Raw genomic sequence first — 23631 nt, forward strand, 5'->3', positions numbered from 1 at the left:
AAAAACTACGCAGAGATCGCAGAAGAGAACCTGGTCATTTCTGGATTTGTCCTCTGCGACTTCTGCGTTCGGCTTTCCTGCCGGTTCGCAGTCCCTCAACTGCCCGTCGACGCATAGCGGCGCAACCCGAAGCGCCACACCCCGAAAGCCGCCGCCAGGAACACGAACCCGGCGAGCGGCGACACCAGGCCCACCCACGCCGGCGCCCCCAGCGGGTCGGCCTTTCCCAGGATCGCCAGCACCGGGTAATAGGCCACGCAGGCCAGCGGCACGATGAAGGTCAGCACGCGCCGGAACCAGCGCGCATAGAGCGCCAGCGGGTACTGCGCGGCCTGCACGCCGCCGTAGGTCAGCACGTTCGCGATCTCGAGGCTCTCGACGGTCCAGAAGGCCAGCGTGCCCTGCAGCACCAGGATGCCGAGGAACAGCGCCACGCCGCCCGCGATGGCGATCAGCGCGATGGCCACCGCGCCCGGCGTCCACGCGATGCCCATCTGCTGCGTGGCGAACGCCACCATCGCCAGCCCCTGCAGCAGCCGGCCCAGGCGGCTGATGCGGAAGTCGTTGCCCATCAGCTGCAGCGCGAGCGGACGCGGCCGCAGCAGCAGGCGGTCGAAGGCGCCGGTGCGCAGGAACTCCGTGCCGAGCACGTCGAAGCCGCGGCCCAGCGCATCGGCCAGCGCGAACATGCAGTTCACCAGCCCGTAGAACAGCGCCACCTCGCCGATGCGCCAGCCCTGCACGTCGCCGAAGCGGTGGAACAGCGCCCACACGGCGATCACCTCGATGCCGGTGCCGAGGAACTGGCCGACGGTCAACATCAGCGCCGAAGCCGGGTAGCGCGCCTGTCCGCCAAGGGAGGCACCGACCAGCCGGAAGAAGAGCGGAATCGATCCCATCGCGCTCACCTGCCCTTACCCGCCCTGCACCTGCAGGCCGCGCATGGTGCAGCCCATGGCGAAATGGCCGAAGGCCACGAGCACCGCGATCCAGAAGACCTGCAGCCCCAGCCCGCCGATGGCCTGCCAGCCCTGCAGCTGCCCGAAGTACAGGCGCGCCGGAATGTCCATCAGCCCGGCCAGGGGCTGCAGCAGCAGCGCGGTCTGCCAGCCGTCGGGCAGCATCGCGAGCGGCAGCAGGTTGCCCGAGAACACGATGACCACCGGCGTGGCGACCGCACTGATGCCGCGTTCGTTGAGCGCGGCGGTGGCCGCCACGTTCAGCAACATCACCATCGACGTCGACAGCAGCAGCGCCAGCACGGCCGACAGCACGAACGCGAGCCCCGCCGCCACGCCCGCCGGGAGCTGCCAGGCCCACTCGCCCAGGCCGAGCAGCGGCAGCGCGACCATCGCGAAGGCCGCCATCAGCGCCACGCGCGGCAGCACGCGCGCGGCGATCCAGCCGGCGCTGCGCGCGAACCACAGCGCGTAGGCGTCGACGGGCCGCAGCCGATCGTAGGCGACGGCGCCGGTGCGAACGGCCTGCGCCACTTCCGGATCGCCCAGCCAGGGCAGCAGCACGAGCAGCCCCTGGGCGAGCCAGGTGTAGGTGATGGCTTGGGCGAGCGACATCGAGCTGCTCGCACCTGTGACTGCCGCATGGCCGTAGAAGGCCGCGAACACCATCACCTTGATGCCGCCCCACCAGCACTGCGTGGCGAAGCCGGCGAGCGCGGCGGTGCGGTACTGCAGCATCTGCAGGAAGCGCGATGCGAAGGCCGCGAGGTACGGGCGCGCAAGATCGCGCGGGCTGGCCGCCGTCATGCCTCTGCCGCCCCGTGCATGGCGTAGAAGCGCGCGATGACGGCTTCGATCGCCAGCCCTTCGAGGCGGATGTCCTCCACGGGGTGCGCGGCGGCGATGCGCGCTATGAGCGCTGGCGCCGCGGTCTGCGATGGATCGAAGTCGAGCACCAGCGTCTGGCCGTCGCGCGAATGCACCCTGGCGCCGGCCACTTCCACAGGCAGTTCGGCACCCTGCGCGAAATCGACGACGAGGCGCCGCTCGGCCATCACCTGCGCGCGCAATGCCTCGACGGGGCTGTCGGCCAGCACGCGGCCGTGACCGATGATGATCACGCGACGGGCCAGCGCCTCGATGTCGTGCATGTCGTGCGTGGTCAGCAGCACGGTGGTGCCGCGCTCGCGGTTGGCGCGGCGCACGAAGTCGCGCACCGCGAGCTTGGAGGGCGCGTCGAGGCCGATGGTGGGCTCATCGAGAAAAAGGATCTCGGGCTCGTGCAGCAGCGCCGCGGCGATCTCGGCGCGCATGCGCTGGCCCAGCGAGAGTTGCCGCACCGGCTGCGCGAGCACGCGCTCCAGGTTCAGCAGCGCCACCAGCTCGTCGCGCGTGCGGCGGTAGCGCGCGGGGTCCACGCGGTAGATGTCGCGCAGCAGGTCGAAGCCGTCGCCCACGGGCAGGTCCCACCACAGCTGCGTGCGCTGGCCGAAGACCACGCCGATGCGCGCCACGTGGCGCTCGCGGTCGGCGAAAGGATCGCGCCCGTCGATCTCCACGCGCCCGCCGTCGGGGCGCAGGATGCCCGAGAGGATCTTGATGGTGGTCGACTTGCCCGCGCCGTTCGGCCCGATGAAGCCCAGCAGCTCGCCGCGCTCCAGCGCGAACGACACGCCCGACAGCGCCTCCACCGTGCGATGGCGGCGCTGCACGAGGCCGCGCAGCGCGCCGATCACGCCAGGGTCGCGTTCGGAGATGCGGTAGGTCTTGCGGAGGTCGTCGACGAGGATGTGGGGCATGACGGGCGCCGCGCCGGCCTCGATGGCACGGCGGGGGGCGGGATGCTACACGAAAGCGCCGGTACGATCGGCGCTCCCCCTGCATTGCTCTCTCCATGCCCACCTTGCCTTCTTCGCCCCACCATCTGCTGCCGCTGGCCCAATGGCCGCAGGCCGCGCGCGGTGCGCTCATCGGCGTGTTCACCGACATCGACGACACGCTCACGTACGACGGCGCCATCACGCCCGATGCGCTGCAGGCGCTGGGCGATCTGAAGGCGGCGGGGCTTTCGGTGGTGGCGATCACCGGCCGGCCGGTGGGCTGGAGCCTGCCCTTCGTCAACGCCTGGCCGGTCGACGCCATCGTGGCCGAGAACGGCGCGGTCGCGCTGCTGCCCTCGGCCGATGGCAAGGTGGAGAAGCGCTACCAGCAGGACGAGCCCACGCGCGCGGCCAACTTCGCGCGCATGCAGGCGGTGCTGGAGCGCATCGAACGCGAGCTGCCGGGCGTGGGTCGCGCCACCGACTCGCCGGGGCGCGAGACCGACATCGCCATCGACCACAGCGAGTTCGTGCAATTGAGCGACGCCACCATCGCGCAGGTGGTGGCGCTGATGCGCGGCGAGGGCATGCACGCCACCGTGAGCAGCATCCACGTCAACGGCTGGTACGGCGACAACGACAAGCTCGAAGGCGCGCGCTGGATCGTGCGCGAGCTGTGGGGCCGCACGCTCGACGGCGAGATGGACCGCTGGGCCTACGTGGGCGACTCCACCAACGACCAGCTGATGTTCCGCAGCTTCGCGCACAGCATCGGCGTGGCGAACGTCGCGCGCTTCGTGCCGCAGTTGGAGCACCTGCCGCGCTACGTGACGCAGGCCGAACGCGGCACCGGCTTCGCCGAGGCGGCGAGCGCGATTCTCTCGGCGCGCTGAACACCGCCGGACGCTGCGGACAAACAACACTCTGCGCGAAAAAATACGGACGAAAAAAAGCCCGCACGAGGCGGGCGAAGGGACCGTTCGATGGGGTCCTTGGAGAAAACAGTCTCGGGGTTCGCTGCGATCAGAAGCTGTGGCGGATGCCGAACTCGTAGCCCATCGACGACTTGGGCTGCAGCGCCACGCGGTTGTACGTTGCCACGTACGACGGGCCGGCGCCGACTGTGTTGCCGGCACCGTTCTTGTTGGTCACGCGCGCGATCGTGCCGTAGAGCGCGGTGCGCTTCGACAGGTTGTGCACGTAGCCCAGCGCGAACTTGTTCGACTTCGGGTCGGGGGTGTTCACGGCGAAGAGGGCCGGCACACGGTTGTAGTCGTACTTGACCTGCGAGTACGAGGCGCGGATCTGGCCCGGGCCGATCGGCACGGTCACGCCGATCAGGTAGCCGGTGAGGTCGGTGCTCGGCACCGGTGTGAAGATGTTCAGCGGATCACGCTGGTCTTTCGAGCGCGAGTACTCGCCGAACAGCTTGGCCACGCCGAAGTCGTAGGTCGCGCCGAGGTTGAAGGTCTTGATCTTGCCCGGACGTGCCACGACGGAGGAGCCTGAACCGGAGGTGAAGCTGGTGTCGTTCTGCGCGTAGCTGACGGCGACGTCGACCGGGCCCGAGGCGTACCCGACGCGGCCGCCGATATGGCGGCCGGTGTTGGTGCGGTCGGCGCCGGTGATGGTGTCGGGGGACATGCGGGTGATTTCGTGGAAGCTGTAGCCCAGGTTGCCGTAGAAGCCGCCCAGGTTGCGCGGCAGGAAGTACTGGACCATGTTGCCGGCGCGCTTGTAGGTGCTGTTGCTGCCGTAGCCGGTGCCCGAGAGGCTGCCTTCGTTGGCGTCGATGATCAGCGAGCCGCCGATGCCGGTGTCGCCGAATGGATCGAACTGCTCGTCGTTCAGCACGGTGGCGGTCTTGTCGCGGCCGATGCGGAACTCGCCGAAGCTGCCGGCAAGGCTCACGGTGGAGCGGCGGCTGAAGTTGGAGACGCCGGTGGCGCCGTCGTCGTTGGTGATCGGGGCTTCGAGCCAGAAGCTGGCCGACAGGCCGCCGCCGAGGTCTTCGACGCCGCGGAAGCCCAGGCGGCTGGAACTCAGGCCCGAGTTGGCCAGCTCGGTACGGCTGGCCTTCACGCTGTAGTAGGGGGTGAAAAGGGTGGCCGGGACCGACTCGCTCTTGTTCGAGACGTTGCGGTAGGCCGCATCGACGACGCCGAACAGCGTCACGGTCGATTGCGCCGACGCGGCACCGCAGGCTGCCATCGCAGCCAGAACAAGCAGGGATTTTTTCATTCGTATCACTCCAGGATGGGGAAGTTGCCGCTCCGATGCCGGATGCAGCTGCTGAGAGCCCGGGCTTTTGCGCCACAAGACTGCATCGGAGTGTTTCCATCGCGGAAGACAAACGAATTACATAGGGCAAGTACCCACCCCCGAAGGGCCAAGCCTCTTGACATAGGTGTCCTGACTGTTTCCTGACCCGGAACGCCGTTCCGGCCACTCACTCGCTCATGGGCAATTCGCGCTGCCGGCGTCGCAGCACCATCCACTGGCTCCACGTGCCGAAGGCGGCGATCAGCAGCAGCACCGCCGCATAGCCCTCGGCCGTGTTCAGCAGCCCCAGCGGCGCCACCAGGAAGCCCGCGAGCATGGCCGGCAGGCTGAACGCGAGATAGCTCACCACGAAGATCGCCGCGAAGAGCTCGCCGCGCTCGTGCGATTGCGCCATCGGCGCCAGCGTCTGCACCAGCGCCGAGAACGCGCCGCCGAAGCCGATGCCCGCTACCGCCGTGCCGACGAAGAAGAGCGCGAGCGAACGGGTGGCAAGCGAGGCCAGCAGCAGCACCAGGCCGAGCGCGATGCTGGCCATGCCGACGATGGCCGGGCGCGGAGCCGCAAGGCGGCCGAGCAGCGTCGGCGCGATGGCTCCCATGCCGGAAAGCACCGCCACCGTGAGGCCGTTGACCACGCCGTTGTCGATGCCGAACACATGCAGCATCAGAGAAGGCGCCAGCGACAGGTACAGCCCGCCGAGCGCCCACACCACGATGAACACCGGCAGCCCGCGCGCGAACTCGGCGCGTGCCTTCGCCGGAATCGACACGCACGGCACCAGCGAGGCCAGCGCCCCGGCGCGCGGCGTGACGGTCTCGGGCATCCACAGCACCACCGCCGCGCCCAGCACGAACACCGCGGCCAGCACGCCGAACACCAGCATCACCGGCTGCACCGAGAACTTCACCGCCATGCCCGTGAGCAGCGCACCCGCGGCAAGGCCTGCAAGCGGCGACACGCTCGTGATCAGCGCCCCCAGCCGCTTGCGCGAAGCCGGCGCCGCCTCGACCACCGCCGCGCTCAGCGCGCCGCTCGCGATGCCGGTGGCGATGCCCTGCACCACGCGCGCGACGATCAGCCCGCCGATGCCGTTCGCCAGCAGGAAGAGCCCCATCGCCACCGCCTGCACCACCAGCGCCGACAGCACCACCGGCCGTCGCCCGATGTGGTCCGACAGCGACCCGGCTACCAGCAGAGAAACCAGCAGCGCGATCGCGTAGACCGCGAAGGCCACCGTGAGCAGCGACGAAGAGAAATGCCAGGCGTGCTGGAACACCACGAACAGCGGCGAAGGCGCGGCAGCCGCGAAGAAAAAGGCGAACAGCACAGCCGCGAGCAGCGGAAAGGCCGCGCGCTGCGGCAGGCGCCAGGGCCTGGAGCGCGCCGCGAGGTCGGCGGTGGCGGAAGCGAGTTCGGGGCAGGAGGACGGCATGGCTAATCCTTAATGCAACTTTTTTTGCTTTTGTGATTCTAGACATGCGAATCCTCTAAAGCAAATATCTTTGCGTTAAAGTCCAGACCATGACCGACATCGCCCTCCCCAACAAACGCCCCGGCGGCCGCAGCGCCCAGGTGCAGGCATTGGTGCGCACTGCCCTCGAAGAACTCGTGGCGGAACAAGGAAGGGAGCGCGTCACGGTGCCGGCGGTGGCCGAGCGCGCGGGTGTCAGCGCCTCCAGCATCTACCGGCGCTGGGGCGACCTGCAGGGGCTGCTGGCCGAAACCGCAACCCATCGGCTGGACCCGAACCGCCCACTGCCGAATACGGGAACACTGCGCGCCGACCTGGAAGCCTGGGCGCGCGAACTCATCGAGCACCTGGCCAGGCCGTGCAATACCTCGTTGCTGAAAGCCGCGGCCGCGCTGGCCAACGATGGCGCCGACACCGACTGCCTGCGCAACCGCCGCAGGGAGGCGCTCACGCTTGTCGAGCAGGCCCGCGCCCGCGGCGAGCCCGCACCCGAGCCGCAGCAGGTGATCGATCACCTGATCGCGCCGATCGTGTTCCGGCTGGTGTTCGGTGGAGACGGGGTGCAGCCGGAACTGGCGTCCCGGCTGGTGGACGAGCTCTTCGTCCTCAGTTCGTCTTGACTTCCTTCGCCAGCCCCAGCTTGTCGATGATGGCCTTCTCCTTCACCACCGTGTCCTGCGCGAACTTGGTATAGGTGGCCGAGCTCATGTAGTTCGGCAGCATGTCGTAGCGGCCCAGCGCGGCGACGTAGCTCGGCTCCTCCATCGCCTGCTTGAAGGCGTCGTGCAGCTTCTTCACCACCTCGGGCGACGTGCCCTTGGGTGCGCCGATGCCGAAGGGCGAGTTCTGCACCACGTCGTAGCCGAGTTCCTTCAGCGTGGGCGCGTCGGGGAACTTGGCCAGGCGCTTCTCGCCCCAGGTGTTGAGCACGCGCAGCTTGCCGGCCTCGACCTGCGGCGCGAAGCCGGTGCTGTCGGCCGCGGCCATCAGCTGGCCGCTGACCACCGCGAGCATCAGGTCGGCACTGCCCTTGTAAGGCACGTGCTGCAGCTGGATGCCGGCCTTCTGCGCGACGATCTCGGTCGTCAGGTGCGGGCTGGTGAGCGTGCCCGTGGAGCCGTAGGTGAGCTTGCCGGGGTTGGCCTTGGCGTATGCGACGAAGTCGGCCCAGGTCTTGAAGGGGCTGTCGGCCGGCACGACGATGCCGAAGGCGTAGCCGGTGACGTTGATGACGTAGGTGATGTCCTTGAGCGGATCCCAGTTGATCTTGGTGGTGTAGCCCAGGCGGAACACGCCCAGCGGAATCTGCGCGACGGTGTAGCCGTCGGGCTGCGCGGTCTGCAGCGCCTGCGCGGGCAGCGTGCCGCCGGCGCCGGGCTTGTTGTCGATGATCACCGGCTGGCCGAGGATCTTGCTCGCGTTCTCCGCGAGCTGGCGCATGGTGATGTCGGTCGGGCCGCCCGCCGGGAAGGCGATCACCAGCTTGATGGGCTTGGCGGGAAAGGCCTGCGCGAGCGCCGCCATCGGAAAAGCGAGGCCGCCGGTTGCGGCGAATGCGGCGGCGGTACGGAGGAAGGTGGAGCGGCGGAGCATGGCTGACTGGGTCCTGACTTGGGAAAGCGCCGATTGGGCCCCGCCGCACCGGCGAAGGCAATCGGGGCTGCCCTGATTTCCGTGGGAAACAGGGGCGAATTCCGGCGTCCGAGTCGCCTGCGCGTCAGCTGCTAGGCCTGCGCGAAGCCTTCGATCACGTTCGCCGCGTTGACGCCCACCTCCGCCACCGCGTAGCCGCCCTCGAACACGAACACCGTCGGCAGACCGGCGCGTGCCAGGTCCTCGCCCATGCGCAGGTAGTCGTCGCTCTTCAGCCTGAAGCCGGAGATCGGGTCGCCCTCGAAGGTGTCGACGCCCAGCGAAACCACCAGCGCGCCGGCCTTCACTTCGACGATGCGGGCCAGCGCGGTTCCCAACGCGGCGCGCCACGCGGTGAAGTCGGTGCCGCGCGGCAGCGGCAGGTTGTGGTTGAAGCCCTCGCCCCGCCCGGCGCCGCGCTCGTCGGCATGGCCCAGGTAGTAGGGATAGTCGGTCAGCGGATCGCCATGCAGGCTCGCGAAGTGCACGTCGTCGCGCTCGTAGAAGATGGCCTGGGTGCCGTTGCCGTGGTGGTAGTCGACGTCGAGCACGGCCACGCGTTCGACGCCCGCGTCGCGCAACGCCTGCGCGGCGACGGCAGCGTTGTTGAGGAAGCAATAGCCGCCGAAGAAATCCGCGCCCGCATGGTGGCCCGGCGGCCGCGTGAGCGCGAAAGCGGCACGCTCGCCGCCGATGACGCGCTGCGCCGCGGTCCACGCGCATGCCGCGCCGTGGCGCGCCGCCGTCCAGCTGCCCGCCATCAGCGGCGTGCCCGCGTCGAAGGAGAAAAGCCCCAGGCGCGCCGGAAAGCTCTTCGGCAGCACGTCGCTGCGCATGCCGCGCGTGGGCCAGTACGAAGGCAGCGCGTCGCGCGTCGCGTTGGACGGGTCGAGCGCCACCCACTCCTCCCACGCATGCGCGATGAAGTCCAGGTAGCGCGGCGCATGCACCTTGGCCAGCACCGCTTCGTCGAAGGCATCGGGCGCCTGCAGCGGGCCGATGTTCCTGCGCTCCAGCTCATGCCTCACATGATCGACGCGCGCGGGCACCTCGAAGCACGGCACGAGCTCGCCGCGGAACATCTCGACTTTGCCTTGGTGAAGAACGTGCTGGTCGTTGTAGATGGTGAGCATGAAGATGTGCGACAGAAGCGGCTGTGGCGAAGCCGCCCATCATGCCGCACGCCGCAGCACCGCCCGGCGCCTTCCGGAGGCCGTGAGCCCGAACAGGTCCTTCGGGTCGTCGAGCTCCGGCACCAGCGCGATCTGCCGGCCGATGCCGCGCTCGGTCGCGATGCGCTGGATGTAGCGCAGCGCCGTGTAGTCCTCCAGCGCGAAGCCCACCGAGTCGAACAGAGTGACCTGCGCCGCGCTCTCGCGCCCCGGCACCTCGCCGAGCAGCACGCGCCAGAGCTCGTGCACCGGGAAGTCGGCGGCCACCTGCTGGATCTCGCCCTCGACGCGGGTCTGGGGCTCGTACTCGACGAACACGCGCGCCTTGCCGAGCACGCCGGGATGCAGCTCGGTCTTGCCGGGCGAATCGCCGCCCACCGCGTTGATGTGCATGCCCGGCTCGATCATGTCGGGCGTGAGCACCGTCGCGCGCCCCTGGTAGGCGGTGACGGTGGTGACGATGTCCGCGCCGCGCACCGCCTCGGCCACCGAGCGGGCGCGCACGATCTCCAGCGGCGTGCAGGCCGCGAGGTGGCGCACCAGCTTGTCGGTGGCATGCGGGTCGATGTCGTACACCCGCACTTCCTCGATGCCCAGCAGCGCATGGAAGGCCAGCGCCTGGAACTCGCTCTGCGAGCCGTTGCCGATCAGCGCGAGGCTGCGCGAATCGGGCCGCGCCAGTGCCTTCGCGGCCATCGCCGAGGTGGCGGCCGTGCGCAGCGCTGTGGTGAGCGTGAGTTCGGAAAGCAGCACGGGGTAGCCCGTGTCGACCTCGGCGAGCACGCCGAAGGCCATGACGGTCGGCAGCCCGACCTGCGTGTTGTGCGGATGCCCGTTGACGTACTTGAAGGCATAGGCGCCGTCGTCGGCCACCGGCATCAGCTCGATCACGCCGAGGTGCGAATGGCTCGCCACGCGCGCCTTCTTGTCGAACTCGCGCCACCGCATGAAATCGTCGCGCAGCGCGTCGGCCAGCGCGGTGAGGAACTGCGGAACCCCGGTCTCGTCCACCAGGCGGACCAGGCTGTGAACATCGATGAAGCGGGTCATGACATGGCTCCTTGCGTAGCCCCGCCGCGGCGCTTCATCCCATCGCATGTTTACTCCACCATGGCTGATTCAGGATGCGCCTGCGCCAAGGGTTGAGAGCCATTGTGCGCCTGCTCGCGAACCTTTGCGAGCCCTCTGCGGCTGCCGCCTTCAGTCGCTGCGGCGCTCCTCGATGCTGCGCTCCAGGAAGCGCCAGAGGCGCTCGTCCTCGCTGAAGGCGACGTTGAAGCGCAGCCAGCCGGTGGGGCGCGGGTTGACCAGGAACAGCTGGCCCGGGCCCAGCATGATTCCCTCGGCCGCGGCGCGCCGCGAGAGCTCGGCGCTGTCGGTGATGTCCGGATGCCGGGCCCAAAGGTACATGCCGGCCGCGGGCTCATGAAACAGCTCGAAGCCCAGTCCCCCCAGCCGCCGCGCGACACTGCCGTGCGCCTGCGCGAGGCGCTCGCGCAGGGCCTTGAGATGCTTGCGCCAGCGGCCGTCGGTCACGGTGCCGAAGGCCAGGCGCTCGGTGATGTCGGACGATGTGAGGCCCGAGATCATCTTGAGCTGCGCCAGCTCGTCGAGCAGCTCGGGCTGCGCGATGACGTAGCCGACGCGGATGTTCGGCGAGATGGTCTTCGAATAGCTGCCCACGTACACCACGCGGCGCAGCTGCCCCAGGCTGGCCAGCGAGGGACGCATCGACGCGTCCATTTCGGCGTAGATGTCGTTCTCCACCAGCGTGAAGTCGTGCGCCTGCGCGAGTTGCAGCAGCTGCACCAGCTGGGGCAGCGAGGCCATGGAGCAGGTCGGGCTCTGCAGCCGCGGCTGCGTGAAGAAGGCCTTGGGGCGGTGCACCGCCAGCAGCGCTTCGAGCGCGGGCATGTCGTAGCCCGAGGGAGTGCGCGGCACGCCGACGATCTCCACGCCCAGGAAGCGCAGCATGAACATCAGGTTCGGATAGCCGGGATCGTCCACGAGCACGCGGTCGCCCGGCTTGAGCAGGCGGCGCGCGACGAGATCCAGCGCCTGGCTCGAGCCCTGGGTCAGCAGCACCTGGGCGGCCTCGACCACGATCTGCTGCTCCGAAAGCGCCTCGGCCGTCGCCATGCGCAGCGCCATGTGGCCGAAGGGCAGGCCGTAGCCGCCGATGTCGCTGCCTTCGGAGGCCAGGTGGCGCAGGCTGCGGCGCATGCCGTCCTCGAAGAGCCAGTCGTGCGGCAGCCAGCCGCAACCGGGCTTGAGTGGCAGGTTGCGGTTCTCGAAGATCTGCTGGAGATACCACCGCGCGTCGAAGCGGGGGTCCGCGCGGGGCGCGCTGGCCGTGCCGGCGGAGCTCTCCTCGCTGCGCCGCTTGACGAAGAAACCGGCGTTGGCCCGCGAGACCAGCAGGCCCTGCGCCACCAGCCGGTCGTAGGCTTCGACCACCGTGAAGACGCTGACGCCATGGGCGGCGGCGAAGGCGCGGATCGACGGCAGCTTGGTGTCGGCCTTGAGCTTCTGGGCGCCGATCAGGCCGCGCAGCCCTTCCACGATCTGGCTCACCAGTGGCGTCGGCTGTTCGGGGCGAAGAATGAGCATCGGGGGTGTCTCCGGCGGTCCGGCCTGCACCATATTGAGGAAAGTATGTACAGGATACAAGACCAGTACAGTCCTCCGGACGACCGCTTCCGGTGTACATGGCCGGTCCGGATCGGGCGACCTAGAGTGCCGGCATTCCCTTCCTTCCAGCACTCAAGCACAGGTCGTCCCCCATGCAACGCGAACCCCACCTCAGCAACGCCGCCCTCATGACCCGCCGCAGCGCGGCCGTCGCGCGCGGTGTCGGCCAGGCCCATGAAATCTTCGTCAGCCGGGCCGCCAACGCCGAGCTCTGGGACGTCGAGGGCCGCCGCTACATCGACTTCGCGGGCGGCATCGCGGTGCTCAACACCGGCCACTGCCACCCGGAGATCACGGCTGCAGTCAAGGCGCAGGCCGAGCTCTATTCGCACACCTGCTTCCAGGTACTGGCCTATGAGCCCTATGTGGAACTGGCCGAGCGCCTGAATGCACTGGCACCGGGCGCGTTCGCGAAGAAGTCGGTCTTCCTGAGCACCGGCGCCGAGGCGGTGGAGAACGCGGTCAAGATCGCCCGTGCCCACACCCGGCGCCCGGGCGTCATCGCCTTCACCGGCGGCTACCACGGCCGCACGATGATGACGCTGGGCCTCACCGGCAAGGTCGCGCCCTACAAGGTCGGCTTCGGCCCCTTCCCGGGCGAGGTGTTCCATGCGCTGTACCCGAACGCGCTGCACGGCGTGAGCGTGGACGAGGCCCTGCATTCGGTCGAGCTGCTGTTCAAGAACGACATCGAGCCCGAGCGCGTGGCGGCCTTCATCCTGGAGCCGGTGCAGGGCGAAGGCGGCTTCTACGTGGCGCCCAACGATTTCGTCGAGGGCCTGCGCGCGCTGGCGGACCGCCACGGCATCCTGATCATCGCCGACGAGGTGCAGACCGGTGCCGGCCGCACCGGCACCTGGTTCGCCAGCGAGCAGTGGCCGGTGGCGCCCGACCTGATCACCACCGCCAAGTCGATGGCGGGCGGCTTCCCGATCTCCGGCGTGGTGGGCCGCGCCGAGGTGATGGACGCCCCCGCCCCCGGCGGCCTGGGCGGCACCTATGCCGGCAGCCCCATCGGCTGCGCCGCGGCGCTCGCGGTGCTCAAGGTGTTCGACGACGAGCAGCTGCTGGCGCGCAGCCGTGCGCTGGGCGAGCGGCTCATGGCCGGCCTGCGCCGCATCGCGGCGGGCGAGCCGTCCATCGGCGACGTGCGCGGGCTCGGCGCCATGGTGGCCATCGAGCTGTTCGAGGAGGGCGACACCGCGCGGCCCGACGCCGCGCTGACCCGCAAGGTGGTCGCGGAGGCGGCACGGCGCGGGTTAATCCTGCTGTCATGCGGCACCTACGGCAATGTAATTCGCGTGCTGGTGCCGCTCACGGCATCCGACTTGCTTGTGGACGAAGGCCTGGCGCTTCTCGCGGACAGCTTCGCCGCACTGCGCTGATCGACCGATCCTTTTCCTGAATCCTCCATGACCGCAGAACCCTTGGTGCGCTTCCAGCGCGTCCAGAAGACCTACGACGGCGAGCACCTGGTGGTGCGCCAGCTCGACCTGGACATCCACCGCGGCGAGTTCCTGAGCCTGCTCGGCCCTTCGGGATCGGGCAAGACCACCACGCTGATGATGCTGGCGGGCTTCGAGTCGCCGACCTCGGGAGAGATCCTGCTCGACGGCAAGCCGATCACCCGCACGCCGCCGCACAGGCGCAACTTCGGCATGGTCTTCCAGAACTACGCGCTGTTCCCGCACATGAGCGTGGGGCAGAACGTGGCCTATCCGCTCACCGTGCGCAAGGTGCCGAAGGACGAGCAGCAGCGCCGCGTGCAGCGCGCGCTCGACATGGTGCAGCTGCGCGGCATGGCCGACCGCCTGCCCGGCCAGCTCTCGGGCGGCCAGCAGCAGCGCGTGGCGCTGGCGCGGGCGCTGGTGTTCGAGCCCCAGCTGGTGCTGATGGACGAGCCGCTCGGCGCGCTCGACAAGCAGCTGCGCGAGCACATGCAGATCGAACTCAAGGACCTGCACCGCCAGCTGGGAGTTACCTTCGTCTACGTGACGCACGACCAGGGCGAGGCGCTCACCATGAGCGACCGCGTGGCGGTGTTCAACGAAGGCGTGATCCAGCAGCTGGACACGGTCGACCGTCTCTACGAGACGCCTTCCAACCGCTTCGTGGCCGGCTTCGTCGGCGACAACACCGTGCTCAGGGGCCAGCTGGGCCAACGCCAGGGTCATGGCGGCGAGCATGCCGAAATGACGCTGCCCGACGGCCGCGTGCTGCACGGGCTCAACGTGAGCGGCGCGGCTTCTGGCGCGGCCGTCGAGGCCTGCATCCGCCCCGAGCGCGTGGTGCTGCACCGCCGCACGGACGTGCAGCGCGCCAACATGCTCGAGGCCGAGGTGGCGCGCGTCATCTACTTCGGCGACCACCTGCGGCTGCTGTGCAGCGTCGGCGGCGGCCAGGCCGACGCCACCGTGAAGCTGCCGCTGGACGGCCTCGACGGCGCCGCCGCGCCGCGGGCCGGCGAGGCGGTGGTGCTCGAGTTCCCGACCGCGCACGCGCGCATCTACGCCCCCTGAAGCCGGCCTTCCGTTCCCGTTCGCATTCCCCCTCGTTCCCGTTCATCACCCAGGAAGATTTCCACCATGAAAAAGACACTTCTCGCCTGCACCGTCGCCGCCAGCTTCGCCCTGCCGGCCCTCGCCCAGCAGCAGCTCACCGTGGTCAACTTCGGCGGCGCCAATGCCAACGCCCAGAAAAAGGCCTACTACGAGCCCTACGAGAAGACCGGCACCAAGATCGTCGCGGTCGAATACAACGGCGAGCAGGCCAAGATCAAGGCCATGGTGGAGACCAAAAAGGTCACCTGGGACGTGGTCGAGGTCGAATCGCCCGACGCGGCGCGCGGCTGCGACGAGGGCCTCTTCGAGAAGCTCGACTATTCCAAGATCGGCACCAAGTCCGACTTCCTGCCGGCCGCCGTCACCGACTGCGGCGTGGGCCTGTTCGTGTGGTCGACCGTGATGGCCTACAACGGCGAGAAGCTCAAGACCGCGCCCACGAGCTGGGCCGATTTCTGGGACGTGAAGAAGATCCCCGGCAAGCGCGGCATGCGCAAGGGCGCGCGCTACAACCTCGAGTTCGCGCTCATGGCCGACGGCGTGAAGCCGGCCGACGTCTACAAGGTGCTCGGCACCAAGGAAGGCGCCGACCGCGCATTCAAGAAGCTCACCGAGCTCAAGCCCAACATCCAGTGGTGGGAGGCCGGCGCGCAGCCGCCGCAGTTCCTGGTGGCCGGCGACGTGGTGCTGACCACCGTCTACAACGGCCGCATCGACGCGGCCAACCGCGAAGGCCGCGACCTCAAGATCTACTGGCCGGGCGGCATCTACGACCTCGACTACCTGGTGATCCCCAAGGGCGCGCCGAACAAGGAAGCCTCGCTGAAGTACATCCAGTTCGCGATGCAGCCCGCCAACCAGGCGGTGTATGCCCAGAACATCGCCTACGGCCCCACCAACACCAAGGCGCTGGCCTCGCTCAGCCCCAAGGTGCTTGCCGACCTGCCGACCTCCTCGACCAACGCCAAGGACGCGCTGCAGTTCAACGTCGGCTTCTGGGCCGACCAGGGCGAGGCGCTGGAGAAGCGCTTCGCGGCCTGGGCCACGCAGTAAACCGGCAGACGAACCAGCGAACGCGAAAGAGGCCATGCACGCGGCAACGTCTGTTCCCCCGGTTCCAGCGGAAGCGCCCCCCGGCGAACTGCGGCGCGCACTGGCGCGCGCCGAGGCCCGCCGCAAGTGGCGCGCCTTCGCGCTCACGGCGCCGCTGCTGGTGTTTCTTCTGCTGACGCTGCTGGTGCCCATCGTGGCGCTGCTGCAGCGCGCGGTGGAGAACCCCGAAGTGGCCAACGCGCTGCCGCGCACCGTGCGCGCGCTCGACGGCTGGAACCGCAAGGAGGCGCCCGCGCCAGCGGCCTATGCGGCCATCGCGGCCGACCTCGGCCAGTTGCCCGACAGCTCCGACGCGGGCGCCCTCGCGCGCCGCCTCAACACCGAGATCGCGGGCGCCCGTTCGCTGGTGATGGGTGCCTTCAGGGCGCTGCCCATCGCCGGCACGCCGGAGGAGATCAAGGCACGCATGCTGGAGCTCGATCCGCGCTGGGGCGAAGCGCCGTACTGGCAGGCGATCGCCAAGAACGGCTCTCGCTGGACGCCCGACTACCTGCTCGCCTCGGTCGACCTGCGGCGCGACGTGGCCGGCGAGGTGGAGCGCATGCCCGCCGACCAGCGCGCCTTTGCAGGCATCCTGCTGCGCACCTTCCAGATCAGCGCCGTGGTCACCTTCTTCTGCCTGCTGCTGGCCTATCCGCTGGCGTGGTGGCTGTCGACGCTGCCGGCGCGCAAGGCCAACGTGCTGATGATCCTGGTGCTGGTGCCGTTCTGGACGTCCATCCTGGTGCGCGTGGCCGCATGGATCGTGCTGCTGCAGTCCGAGGGCCTGGTCAACCGCGGCCTGATGGGCATCGGCCTCATCGACCATCCGCTGGCGCTGCTGTTCAACCGCACCGGCGTGATCATCGCGATGGTGCACATCCTGCTGCCCTTCATGATCCTGCCGCTGTACAGCGTCATGAAGAGCGTGCCGCCCACCTACCTGCGCGCAGCCGTCTCGCTGGGCAGCTCGCCGCTGGCGGCCTTCTTCCGCGTTTACGTGCCGCAGACCTACCCCGGCATCGGCGCCGGCGCGCTGCTGGTCTTCATCCTGGCGATCGGCTACTACGTGACGCCGGCGCTGCTCGGCGGCGCGGACGACCAGATGCTGAGCTACTACATCGCGCGCTACACCAACGTGGAAATCAACTGGGGCATGGCCTGCGCGCTGGGCGCCGTGCTGCTGGTCGCCACGCTGCTGCTGTACGCCGTGTACCGCCGCATCGGCAAGGCCGAGCTGAGCCTGGGCTGAGCAGCCACAAAGACAGGAGTCATCATGCTGAAGCTCCCCCAATTCCCGGCCTACGCCACCTTCGCCGACAAGCTCGGCTGGTGGCTGGTGCGCGCCGGCTGCGTCGCGGTGCTGGCCTTCCTGCTGGCGCCGATCCTGGTGGTGATTCCGCTGTCGTTCTCCGACAGTTCGTTCCTGGCGTATCCGATCCCGGGCTGGTCGCTGCGCTGGTACCGCAATCTCTTCGACTCGCCCGAGTGGGCGCGCGCGGCGCGCAACAGCTTCATCGTCGCGCCCGCCGCCACGGTGCTGGCCACCGTGCTGGGCACGCTCGCGGCGGTGGGGCTGTCGCGCACGAACTTCGCGTTCAAGGGCCTGCTCATGAGCGTGCTGATCTCGCCGATGGTCGTGCCGATCGTGGTGGTCGGCGTAGCCACCTACCTCTACTTCGCGCCGCTCGGTCTGGCCGACACCTACCTCGGCCTGATCGTGGTGCACGCGGCGCTGGGCGCGCCCTTCGTTCTGACCACCGTGCTCGCCACGCTGGCAGGCTTCAACCAGAACCTGGTGCGCGCGTCGCTGAGCCTGGGCGAGACGCCGTTGCGGACCTTCATGCGCGTCACGCTGCCGGTGATCGCGCCGGGCGTGATCTCAGGCGCGCTGTTCGCCTTCGCGACCTCGTTCGACGAGGTGGTGGTCACGCTGTTCCTCGCGGGGCCCGACCAGGTCACGCTGCCGCGCCAGATGTTCACCGGCATCCGCGAGAACATCTCGCCCACCATCGCCGCCGTGGCGACGCTGCTGATCATCTTCACCACCACGCTGCTGCTCGCGCTCGAATGGCTGCGCGGACGGCGGCGCTGAACACTCCATTCGCGCGATGCCCTCCACGACCCCGAACCAGCCGCTAGGCGGCAACACCATGCCGCGCTTCGCCGGCCCCGGCACGATGATGCGGCTGTCCCCGGCAACGTCGCCGGAAGGACTGGACGCCGCGTTCATCGGCGTGCCGCTGGACATAGGCACCTCCAACCGCCCCGGCGCGCGCTTCGGGCCGCGCCAGATCCGCGCCGAGTCGGCGCTGCTGCGCCCCTACAACATGGCCACCGGCGCCGCGCCCTTCGACCGGCTGAACGTGGCCGACCTGGGCGACGTGCCGATCAACACCTATTCGCTGGACAAGTCGCTGGCCATCATTTCGGCCTTCTACGACACGGTGCTGGCAGCAGGATGCGCCCCGCTGACGCTGGGCGGCGACCACACCATCGCACTGCCGGTCCTGCGCGCGGTGGCGCGTAAGCACGGCCCGGTCGCGCTGGTGCACGTGGATGCGCATGCGGACGTGAACGACGACATGTTCGGCGAGCGCATCGCCCACGGCACGCCGTTCAGGCGCGCCGTCGAAGAGGGCCTGCTGGCCTGCGACAAGGTCTGGCAGATCGGCCTGCGCGGCACCGGCTACGCGGCCGACGATTTCGACTGGCCGCGCGCGCAGGGTTTCACCGTGGTGCAGGCGCACGAGGTCTGGTACCAGTCGCTCGCGCCGCTGATGGCGCAGGTGCGCGAGCGCATCGGGCCCGCGCATCCGGTCTACATCAGCTTCGACATCGACGGCATCGACCCCTCGTTCGCGGGCGGCACCGGCACGCCCGAGATCGGCGGGCTCACCGTGCCGCAGGCGCTGGAGATCGTGCGCGGCTGCCGCGGCCTGAACGTGGTGGGCGCCGACCTGGTGGAGGTCAGCCCGCCCTACGACACGAGCGGCAACACCGCGCTGCTGGGCGCCAACCTGCTCTACGAAATGCTCTGCGTGCTCCCCGGCGTGCCCTTCCGCTGACACGGCCGCTGCCCGCGCAGGCCATTACCGGTTACTCATTCATTCCTTCCTTCCGAGACAACACGAGAACATGGACACGAAGACTTCTCCCCTCGCGCTGCTGAACGACCCGACCCTGCTCAAGACCGATGCGCTGATCGCCGGCGAGTGGACGAAGGGTGCCAGCCGCTTCGACGTGAACGACCCGGCCACCGGCCGGAAACTGGTCGACGTGGCCAACCTCACGCGCGCGGATGCCGCGCATGCCATCGCCGCCGCGAACGGGGCGCTCGCCGCCTGGCGCGGCAAGACCGGCAAGGAGCGCAGCATCGTGCTGCGCAAGTGGTTCGACCTGCTGATCGCCAACACCGAGGACATCGGCCGCCTGATGACCGCCGAGCAGGGCAAGCCCTTCGCCGAGGCCAAGGGCGAGGTCGCCTACGGCGCGAGCTTCATCGAATGGTTTGCCGAAGAAGCAAAGCGCGTGAACGGCGAGGTGCTGCCGCAGTTCGACAACAACCGCCGCCTGCTGGTGATGAAGCAGCCCATCGGCGTGTGCGCGGCGATCACGCCGTGGAATTTTCCGCTCGCGATGATCACCCGCAAGGTGGCTCCGGCGCTCGCTGCCGGCTGCACGGTGGTCATCAAGCCGGCCGAGCTCACGCCGCTGACCGCGCTGGCCGCGGCGGAGCTGGCCGTGCGGGCCGGCATTCCGGCGGGCGTGCTCAACGTGCTCACGGCCGACAGCGCCAACAGCATCTCGATCGGCAAGGAGCTGTGCGAGAGCGACGTCGTGCGCCACCTGAGCTTCACCGGCTCCACCGAGGTGGGCCGCATCCTCATGAGCCAGTGCGCGCCGACGGTCAAGAAGCTGTCGCTGGAACTGGGCGGCAACGCGCCCTTCCTGGTGTTCGACGACGCGGATGTGGATTCGGCCGTCGAAGGCGCGATTGCCAGCAAGTACCGCAACGCCGGCCAGACCTGCGTTTGCGCGAACCGGCTGTACGTGCAGGAGGGCATCTACGACGCCTTCGTCGAGAAGTTCGCGGCCAGGGTCAAGGCGCTCAAGGTCGGCAACGGCTTCGACGACGGCGTGGTGCAGGGCCCGCTGATCGAGGATGCGGCCATCGACAAGGTGCAGCGCCACGTCGACGACGCCGTCGCCAGGGGCGGCAAGGTGCTGGCCGGCGGCCACAGGATGCAGGGCCAGTTCTTCGAGCCGACCGTCATCGCCGACGCCACGGCCGACATGCTGTGCGCGCGCGAGGAAACCTTCGGCCCCTTCGCGCCGGTGTTCCGCTTCAAGACCGAACAGGAAGGCATCGACGCGGCGAACAATACCGAGTTCGGCCTGGCGAGCTATTTCTACACGCGCGACGTGGGCCGCATCTTCCGCGTGGCGGAGGCGCTGGAGTACGGCATGGTCGGCATCAACGCCGGCGTGATCGCCACCGAGCACGTGCCCTTCGGCGGCGTGAAGCAGTCGGGCCTGGGACGCGAGGGCTCGCACCACGGCATGGACGACTACGTCGAGATCAAGTACCTCTGCCTGGGCGACATCCAGAAATAGGACGGGAAGGAGGACGGGCGCGCCTCTTCAGAAGCGCCTCTTCAAAGGCCTATGCGTTCAGGTGGAAAGGCGCGTTCGCGAACAGCTGCACGCCGTGCAGCAGCGCGTCCTCGTCGAAGTCGAAATTCGGGTGGTGATGCGGGTGCACGATGCCCTTGGCCGCACTGCGCGCACCGATGAAGACGTAGGCGCCCGGCGCATGCTTCAGGAAGGCGCTGAAATCCTCGCTGTTCGGCAGCGGCTTGATGGTCTGGAGCACCGCGGTAGCAATGCCCTGCTTCACCACCGCGCGCATCCGGGCGGCCACCGAAGCATCGTTGACCACCGGGCTGTAGCCGCGGATGTACTCCAGCTCGCAACTCGCGCCGTGCGCACCCGCCACGCCGTTGGCGATGCGCTCCACGAGCGCCGGTACCAGTTCACGCACATGCTCGCTGAAGCAGCGCACCGAGCCCCAGAGTTCCACCGTGTCCGGAATCACGTTGAAGGCCGTGCCGCCGTCGAAGCGGGTGACCGACAGGATCACCGCCTCGTGCGGATCGACGTTGCGCGAGACCACGGCCTGCAGGTTGCAGACGATCTGCGCGCCGATCATGATGGGGTCTATGCAGCGGTCGGGATTGGCCGCATGGCCTCCACGGCCGTGCAGGCGCAGCACGAAGCGGTCGGAGCTGGCCAGCGCCGGCCCGTCGAGCACCGCGATGCTGCCGGTGTCCAGCGTGGACATGACGTGCGCCGAGATCACCTGGTTCACGCCCTTCATGACGCCCGCATCCACCATCTGCTGGGCGCCGCCCGGATGCTGCTCCTCGGCGTGCTGGAAGAAGAAGCGCACCTCGCCCGGCACCTGCGCGCGCAGGCCGGCGAGGATGCGCGCCGCGCCCAGCAGCATCGCGGCGTGGCCATCGTGGCCGCAGGCGTGCATGACGTTGGGCTTTCCCGAAGCGTAGTCGCAGCGCTTGCGATCCTGCAGGGGCAGTGCGTCGATGTCCGCGCGCATCGCCAGCGTGCGTCCTTTCCTGCCGCCGGCCAGCCGCGCGAGCAGGCTGGTCGGCGTGGGACGGCTCACTTCCAGCCCCTTGATGGCGGCAAGCTCGCGCTCGAGGAAGTTGGCGGTATCCACCTCCTTGAACGACAGCTCCGGGTGGCGGTGCATGTGGCGTCGCCATGCGACGACCTCGGCATGCTGGCGCTGCGACTGTGCGTCGATGGTTTCGGCGATGTCGCCGAGCGAGAAACGCGTGCTGAATACGTTCATGGTGCCGTCGCTCACTCGGGGCTGATGCCCGCGGCCTGGACGATGCGGCGGTTGCGAGCCAGCCCGCTTTCGATCTGCGAGTGGAAGGCATCGGCGGACCCGCCGACGGCCTCCGCACCCACCTCCTTCAGGCGCGCGACCAGCGCCGGGTCGCGCAGTGCGGCCACGGCCGCGTCGTGCAGCTTCTTCTGAATGGCGGACGGCGTCTTCGCCGGAGCCACCAGGCCGAACCAGGTCATCGCAAGCTCGTTGAGATCCGGCTGGCCGAGCTCCTTGAGCGTGGGCACGGAAGGCAGCGCCTCCAGCCGCTTCGGGGCGCCCACCGCGAAGGGCAGCAGCTTGCCGCTCTTGATGTGCGCGGCCGACGAGGGGTGCTGGTCGATCGACACCAGGGTCTCGCCCGCCAGCGCCGCCGTCAGGGCGGGCCCCATGCCGCGGTACGGAATGTGCCGCAGCTTGATCCTGAGATCGGTGTTCATCGCCTCGATCAGCAAGTGGCTGATGGAGCCCGGGCCCGAGGAGCCCATGTTGTAGAAATCGGGCTTGGCGCGCACCTCGGCGATCACCTGCTCGAACGTGCGCCCCGGGAACGACGGATGCACCATGAACACCGAGGGCACGGTCGCCAGCATGGTGATCGGCGCGAGTTCCTTCAGCGGATCGACGCGGTTCGCCTTCAGCAGGATCGGGTTCACCGTCAGCGTGCTCACGGTGCCGATGCCGATCGTGTAGCCGTCCGCATCCGCGCGGGCCAGGGCTTCGGAGCCGATCATGCCGCCGCCGCCCGCACGGTTGTCGACCACCACCGGCTGGCCCAGCTCGACCTGCATCCTGTCGGCCACCAGCCGGGCCACGATGTCGGTCGAGCCGCCCGGCGCGAAGGGCACGATCAGCTTGACCGGTCGCTGCGGATAGCCGTCCTGCGCGGACGCCTGGAGCGCGAACGAGCCCAGCAGGACCAGGAGGGCGGCGAGCCGGCGACGTGAGGATTGCATGAGGTCGGTGGTCCGTGTAAGACGAAAGTGGGCGGATTATGTTGACGCCTTCGACCGGCTTCCAATAGATTCGCGGCCACTGCGATAAGCAAACCCGATACCCCAGGTCCGCCATGTCCAACGCGACGCCAGCCTCCTCCGTCCTCTACGCCCGGCTGGTCGCCAAGGCGCGCCTGCGGCACCTGCAGCTGCTGGTGGCCGTTGCCGATTCGGGCAGCGTGCGGCGCGCGGCCGAGCAGATCGGCATGAGCCAGCCCGCCGCCACGCAGGCGCTGGCGGACATCGAAGGCCTGCTCGCCGCGCCGTTGTTCGAGCGCCACGTGCGGGGCATGCGGCTCACGGCCGCGGGCCGCGCGGTGGTCCCGATGGCGCGCAACACGCTGAGCGCCTTGCGCGCATCGACCGACACGGTGCACGCGCTGCAGGCCGGCGCGGGCGGCGTGCTGCGTGTGGGCGCGATCACGGCCGGCGTCTCCGGGCTGCTGTGCCGGGTGCTGCCGTCGTTCGCAGCGCGCTACCCGGCCCTGCGCATCGAGGTGCTGGAGGCGCCCGGCGATCAGCTGCTGGCCGACGTGATGTCCGGCCGCGTGGACATGGCGCTGTGCCGCCGGCCGCGCGAACTGCCCGCGCCCTGCACCTTCGAGCGGCTCGCGCCGGACGTGCCCTGGATCGCGGCGGGCCGCCGGCATCCGCTCGTGCGCAAGGCCCAGCCGACGCTGGCCGATCTGCGCGCCGCGCGCTGGATGGAGCCTGTCCGGGGCATCGGCGTGCGCCGCGTCTTCGATGCGCTCTTCGACCCGCCCGACGCGCCGAAACCCGAGTTGCATCCGATCTCGACCACCTCGCTGCCGCTGGTGCTCGAGCTGCTGCGCAGCCACCGCGTGCTGACGCTGGTGCCGCGCAGCATCATCGCGCCCTTCGTCGAGTGGGGCCTGGTCGCACGCGTGCCCTACGAGTTCGGCGGCGAATTCGAGGGCCTCGGCGTGCTGCAGAGCCCGGAGAACGACAGCCCGGCCGTCGCCGCCTGCCTGGCGGCACTGCGCGAGGCCGCCCGCTCGGAAGGCCCCGCCTGAGCGGCGG

The 23631-nt window shown here is 69.2% G+C and carries 21 protein-coding genes; 10 read left to right on the top strand and 11 right to left on the bottom strand.

Annotated features, from left to right (window positions below; all coding sequences use genetic code 11):
* Positions 1 to 95: 95 nt before the first annotated feature.
* From ABL844_RS28130 to ABL844_RS28140, 3 genes are read right to left on the bottom strand one after another with little or no spacing between them, the layout of a single operon-like run.
* A complete protein-coding gene (locus ABL844_RS28130; protein WP_126023710.1) occupies positions 96 to 899 on the bottom strand; it encodes an ABC transporter permease in 804 nt (267 codons plus the stop codon).
* A 15-nt stretch (positions 900 to 914) separates the two neighbouring features.
* Positions 915 to 1766 carry an ABC transporter permease gene (locus tag ABL844_RS28135; protein WP_418129711.1) on the bottom strand — a complete coding sequence of 284 codons (852 nt, stop codon included), beginning with the start codon at positions 1764 to 1766 and terminating at the stop codon, positions 915 to 917.
* On the bottom strand, positions 1763 to 2758 hold the full coding sequence (locus ABL844_RS28140) for an ABC transporter ATP-binding protein (RefSeq protein ID WP_418129712.1): 996 nt from the start codon (positions 2756 to 2758) through the stop codon (positions 1763 to 1765). The genes ABL844_RS28135 and ABL844_RS28140 overlap by 4 nt, the downstream gene beginning before the upstream one ends.
* A 95-nt stretch (positions 2759 to 2853) precedes the next feature.
* Here ABL844_RS28140 and ABL844_RS28145 point away from each other — a divergent pair, with 95 nt between their 5' ends.
* Positions 2854 to 3672 carry an HAD-IIB family hydrolase gene (locus ABL844_RS28145; protein ID WP_418129713.1) on the top strand — a complete coding sequence of 273 codons (819 nt, stop codon included), beginning with the start codon at positions 2854 to 2856 and terminating at the stop codon, positions 3670 to 3672.
* 130 nt (positions 3673 to 3802) lie between these two features.
* Here ABL844_RS28145 and ABL844_RS28150 read toward each other — a convergent pair whose 3' ends face one another.
* Complete coding sequence (locus ABL844_RS28150) at positions 3803 to 5020, bottom strand: porin (protein WP_418129714.1); 1218 nt, start codon at positions 5018 to 5020, stop codon at positions 3803 to 3805.
* A 208-nt stretch (positions 5021 to 5228) separates the two neighbouring features.
* The gene (locus tag ABL844_RS28155) at positions 5229 to 6494 is read right to left on the bottom strand and encodes an MFS transporter (RefSeq protein ID WP_418129715.1); all 1266 of its coding nucleotides are present in this window, start codon (positions 6492 to 6494) and stop codon (positions 5229 to 5231) included.
* Positions 6495 to 6583: 89 nt separating this feature from the next.
* On the opposite strand from ABL844_RS28155, the gene ABL844_RS28160 reads away from it, so the two are divergent.
* The gene (locus ABL844_RS28160) at positions 6584 to 7153 is read left to right on the top strand and encodes a TetR/AcrR family transcriptional regulator (protein WP_369660717.1); all 570 of its coding nucleotides are present in this window, start codon (positions 6584 to 6586) and stop codon (positions 7151 to 7153) included.
* On the opposite strand, the gene ABL844_RS28165 is transcribed toward ABL844_RS28160, so the two are convergent.
* From ABL844_RS28165 to ABL844_RS28180, 4 genes are all read right to left on the bottom strand, one after another.
* A complete protein-coding gene (locus ABL844_RS28165; RefSeq protein WP_418129716.1) occupies positions 7140 to 8126 on the bottom strand; it encodes a tripartite tricarboxylate transporter substrate binding protein in 987 nt (328 codons plus the stop codon). The two genes, ABL844_RS28160 and ABL844_RS28165, sit on opposite strands and share 14 nt — an antisense overlap.
* Positions 8127 to 8257: 131 nt before the next feature.
* Entirely contained in the window at positions 8258 to 9298 is a 1041-nt protein-coding gene (locus tag ABL844_RS28170; RefSeq protein ID WP_418129717.1) for a histone deacetylase family protein, read from the bottom strand.
* 39 nt (positions 9299 to 9337) lie between these two features.
* Positions 9338 to 10387, bottom strand: coding sequence for an ornithine cyclodeaminase (locus tag ABL844_RS28175; protein ID WP_126023719.1), 1050 nt, complete (start codon positions 10385 to 10387; stop codon positions 9338 to 9340).
* Between the two features lie 150 nt (positions 10388 to 10537).
* Complete coding sequence (locus ABL844_RS28180; RefSeq protein WP_418129718.1) at positions 10538 to 11947, bottom strand: PLP-dependent aminotransferase family protein; 1410 nt, start codon at positions 11945 to 11947, stop codon at positions 10538 to 10540.
* 173 nt (positions 11948 to 12120) lie between these two features.
* Here ABL844_RS28180 and gabT point away from each other — a divergent pair, with 173 nt between their 5' ends.
* The 7 genes from gabT to ABL844_RS28215 all read left to right on the top strand — a co-directional run bounded on the left by gabT (position 12121) and on the right by ABL844_RS28215 (position 20298).
* Positions 12121 to 13413, top strand: coding sequence for a 4-aminobutyrate--2-oxoglutarate transaminase (gene gabT / locus ABL844_RS28185; RefSeq protein WP_369660713.1), 1293 nt, complete (start codon positions 12121 to 12123; stop codon positions 13411 to 13413).
* 27 nt (positions 13414 to 13440) lie between these two features.
* Positions 13441 to 14547 carry an ABC transporter ATP-binding protein gene (locus ABL844_RS28190; protein ID WP_184640889.1) on the top strand — a complete coding sequence of 369 codons (1107 nt, stop codon included), beginning with the start codon at positions 13441 to 13443 and terminating at the stop codon, positions 14545 to 14547.
* A gap of 66 nt (positions 14548 to 14613) precedes the next feature.
* Complete coding sequence (locus ABL844_RS28195; protein WP_184640890.1) at positions 14614 to 15642, top strand: ABC transporter substrate-binding protein; 1029 nt, start codon at positions 14614 to 14616, stop codon at positions 15640 to 15642.
* A gap of 34 nt (positions 15643 to 15676) precedes the next feature.
* Positions 15677 to 16933 (top strand): ABC transporter permease, encoded by a 1257-nt coding sequence (locus ABL844_RS28200; RefSeq protein ID WP_126023724.1) that lies wholly within the window; start codon positions 15677 to 15679, stop codon positions 16931 to 16933.
* 24 nt (positions 16934 to 16957) lie between these two features.
* Positions 16958 to 17776, top strand: a complete 819-nt coding sequence (locus ABL844_RS28205; RefSeq protein WP_184640891.1) for an ABC transporter permease — start codon at positions 16958 to 16960, stop codon at positions 17774 to 17776.
* Positions 17777 to 17792: 16 nt separating this feature from the next.
* Positions 17793 to 18749 carry an agmatinase gene (gene speB, locus ABL844_RS28210; protein WP_418129719.1) on the top strand — a complete coding sequence of 319 codons (957 nt, stop codon included), beginning with the start codon at positions 17793 to 17795 and terminating at the stop codon, positions 18747 to 18749.
* Positions 18750 to 18819: 70 nt separating this feature from the next.
* The gene (locus ABL844_RS28215; protein WP_369660710.1) at positions 18820 to 20298 is read left to right on the top strand and encodes an NAD-dependent succinate-semialdehyde dehydrogenase; all 1479 of its coding nucleotides are present in this window, start codon (positions 18820 to 18822) and stop codon (positions 20296 to 20298) included.
* A gap of 49 nt (positions 20299 to 20347) precedes the next feature.
* Here ABL844_RS28215 and ABL844_RS28220 read toward each other — a convergent pair whose 3' ends face one another.
* The gene (locus ABL844_RS28220) at positions 20348 to 21556 is read right to left on the bottom strand and encodes an amidohydrolase (protein WP_126023728.1); all 1209 of its coding nucleotides are present in this window, start codon (positions 21554 to 21556) and stop codon (positions 20348 to 20350) included.
* A gap of 11 nt (positions 21557 to 21567) precedes the next feature.
* Positions 21568 to 22551 (bottom strand): Bug family tripartite tricarboxylate transporter substrate binding protein, encoded by a 984-nt coding sequence (locus ABL844_RS28225; RefSeq protein WP_418129720.1) that lies wholly within the window; start codon positions 22549 to 22551, stop codon positions 21568 to 21570.
* 113 nt (positions 22552 to 22664) lie between these two features.
* Here ABL844_RS28225 and ABL844_RS28230 point away from each other — a divergent pair, with 113 nt between their 5' ends.
* Entirely contained in the window at positions 22665 to 23624 is a 960-nt protein-coding gene (locus ABL844_RS28230; protein WP_126023730.1) for a LysR family transcriptional regulator, read from the top strand.
* Positions 23625 to 23631 lie beyond the last annotated feature (7 nt).

Origin of the sequence: Variovorax sp. 278MFTsu5.1 (genome assembly GCF_048305045.1) — a bacterium.
GTDB lineage: Bacteria > Pseudomonadota > Gammaproteobacteria > Burkholderiales > Burkholderiaceae_C > Variovorax > Variovorax guangxiensis.

Excerpts from the sequence above, each read along its gene's own strand:
- ABL844_RS28160 (WP_369660717.1), top strand. The coding sequence starts at position 6,584 with ATGACCGACATCGCCCTCCCCAACAAACGCCCCGGCGGCCGCAGCGCC.
- ABL844_RS28180 (WP_418129718.1), bottom strand. The coding sequence starts at position 11,947 with ATGCTCATTCTTCGCCCCGAACAGCCGACGCCACTGGTGAGCCAGATC.
- ABL844_RS28230 (WP_126023730.1), top strand. The coding sequence starts at position 22,665 with ATGTCCAACGCGACGCCAGCCTCCTCCGTCCTCTACGCCCGGCTGGTC.
- ABL844_RS28140 (WP_418129712.1), bottom strand. The coding sequence starts at position 2,758 with ATGCCCCACATCCTCGTCGACGACCTCCGCAAGACCTACCGCATCTCC.
- ABL844_RS28170 (WP_418129717.1), bottom strand. The coding sequence starts at position 9,298 with ATGCTCACCATCTACAACGACCAGCACGTTCTTCACCAAGGCAAAGTC.
- ABL844_RS28165 (WP_418129716.1), bottom strand. The coding sequence starts at position 8,126 with ATGCTCCGCCGCTCCACCTTCCTCCGTACCGCCGCCGCATTCGCCGCA.
- gabT (WP_369660713.1), top strand. The coding sequence starts at position 12,121 with ATGCAACGCGAACCCCACCTCAGCAACGCCGCCCTCATGACCCGCCGC.
- ABL844_RS28175 (WP_126023719.1), bottom strand. The coding sequence starts at position 10,387 with ATGACCCGCTTCATCGATGTTCACAGCCTGGTCCGCCTGGTGGACGAG.
- ABL844_RS28150 (WP_418129714.1), bottom strand. The coding sequence starts at position 5,020 with ATGAAAAAATCCCTGCTTGTTCTGGCTGCGATGGCAGCCTGCGGTGCC.
- ABL844_RS28155 (WP_418129715.1), bottom strand. The coding sequence starts at position 6,494 with ATGCCGTCCTCCTGCCCCGAACTCGCTTCCGCCACCGCCGACCTCGCG.
- ABL844_RS28220 (WP_126023728.1), bottom strand. The coding sequence starts at position 21,556 with ATGAACGTATTCAGCACGCGTTTCTCGCTCGGCGACATCGCCGAAACC.
- ABL844_RS28225 (WP_418129720.1), bottom strand. The coding sequence starts at position 22,551 with ATGCAATCCTCACGTCGCCGGCTCGCCGCCCTCCTGGTCCTGCTGGGC.
- ABL844_RS28135 (WP_418129711.1), bottom strand. The coding sequence starts at position 1,766 with ATGACGGCGGCCAGCCCGCGCGATCTTGCGCGCCCGTACCTCGCGGCC.
- ABL844_RS28130 (WP_126023710.1), bottom strand. The coding sequence starts at position 899 with ATGGGATCGATTCCGCTCTTCTTCCGGCTGGTCGGTGCCTCCCTTGGC.
- ABL844_RS28190 (WP_184640889.1), top strand. The coding sequence starts at position 13,441 with ATGACCGCAGAACCCTTGGTGCGCTTCCAGCGCGTCCAGAAGACCTAC.
- speB (WP_418129719.1), top strand. The coding sequence starts at position 17,793 with ATGCCCTCCACGACCCCGAACCAGCCGCTAGGCGGCAACACCATGCCG.
- ABL844_RS28145 (WP_418129713.1), top strand. The coding sequence starts at position 2,854 with ATGCCCACCTTGCCTTCTTCGCCCCACCATCTGCTGCCGCTGGCCCAA.
- ABL844_RS28195 (WP_184640890.1), top strand. The coding sequence starts at position 14,614 with ATGAAAAAGACACTTCTCGCCTGCACCGTCGCCGCCAGCTTCGCCCTG.
- ABL844_RS28200 (WP_126023724.1), top strand. The coding sequence starts at position 15,677 with ATGCACGCGGCAACGTCTGTTCCCCCGGTTCCAGCGGAAGCGCCCCCC.
- ABL844_RS28215 (WP_369660710.1), top strand. The coding sequence starts at position 18,820 with ATGGACACGAAGACTTCTCCCCTCGCGCTGCTGAACGACCCGACCCTG.
- ABL844_RS28205 (WP_184640891.1), top strand. The coding sequence starts at position 16,958 with ATGCTGAAGCTCCCCCAATTCCCGGCCTACGCCACCTTCGCCGACAAG.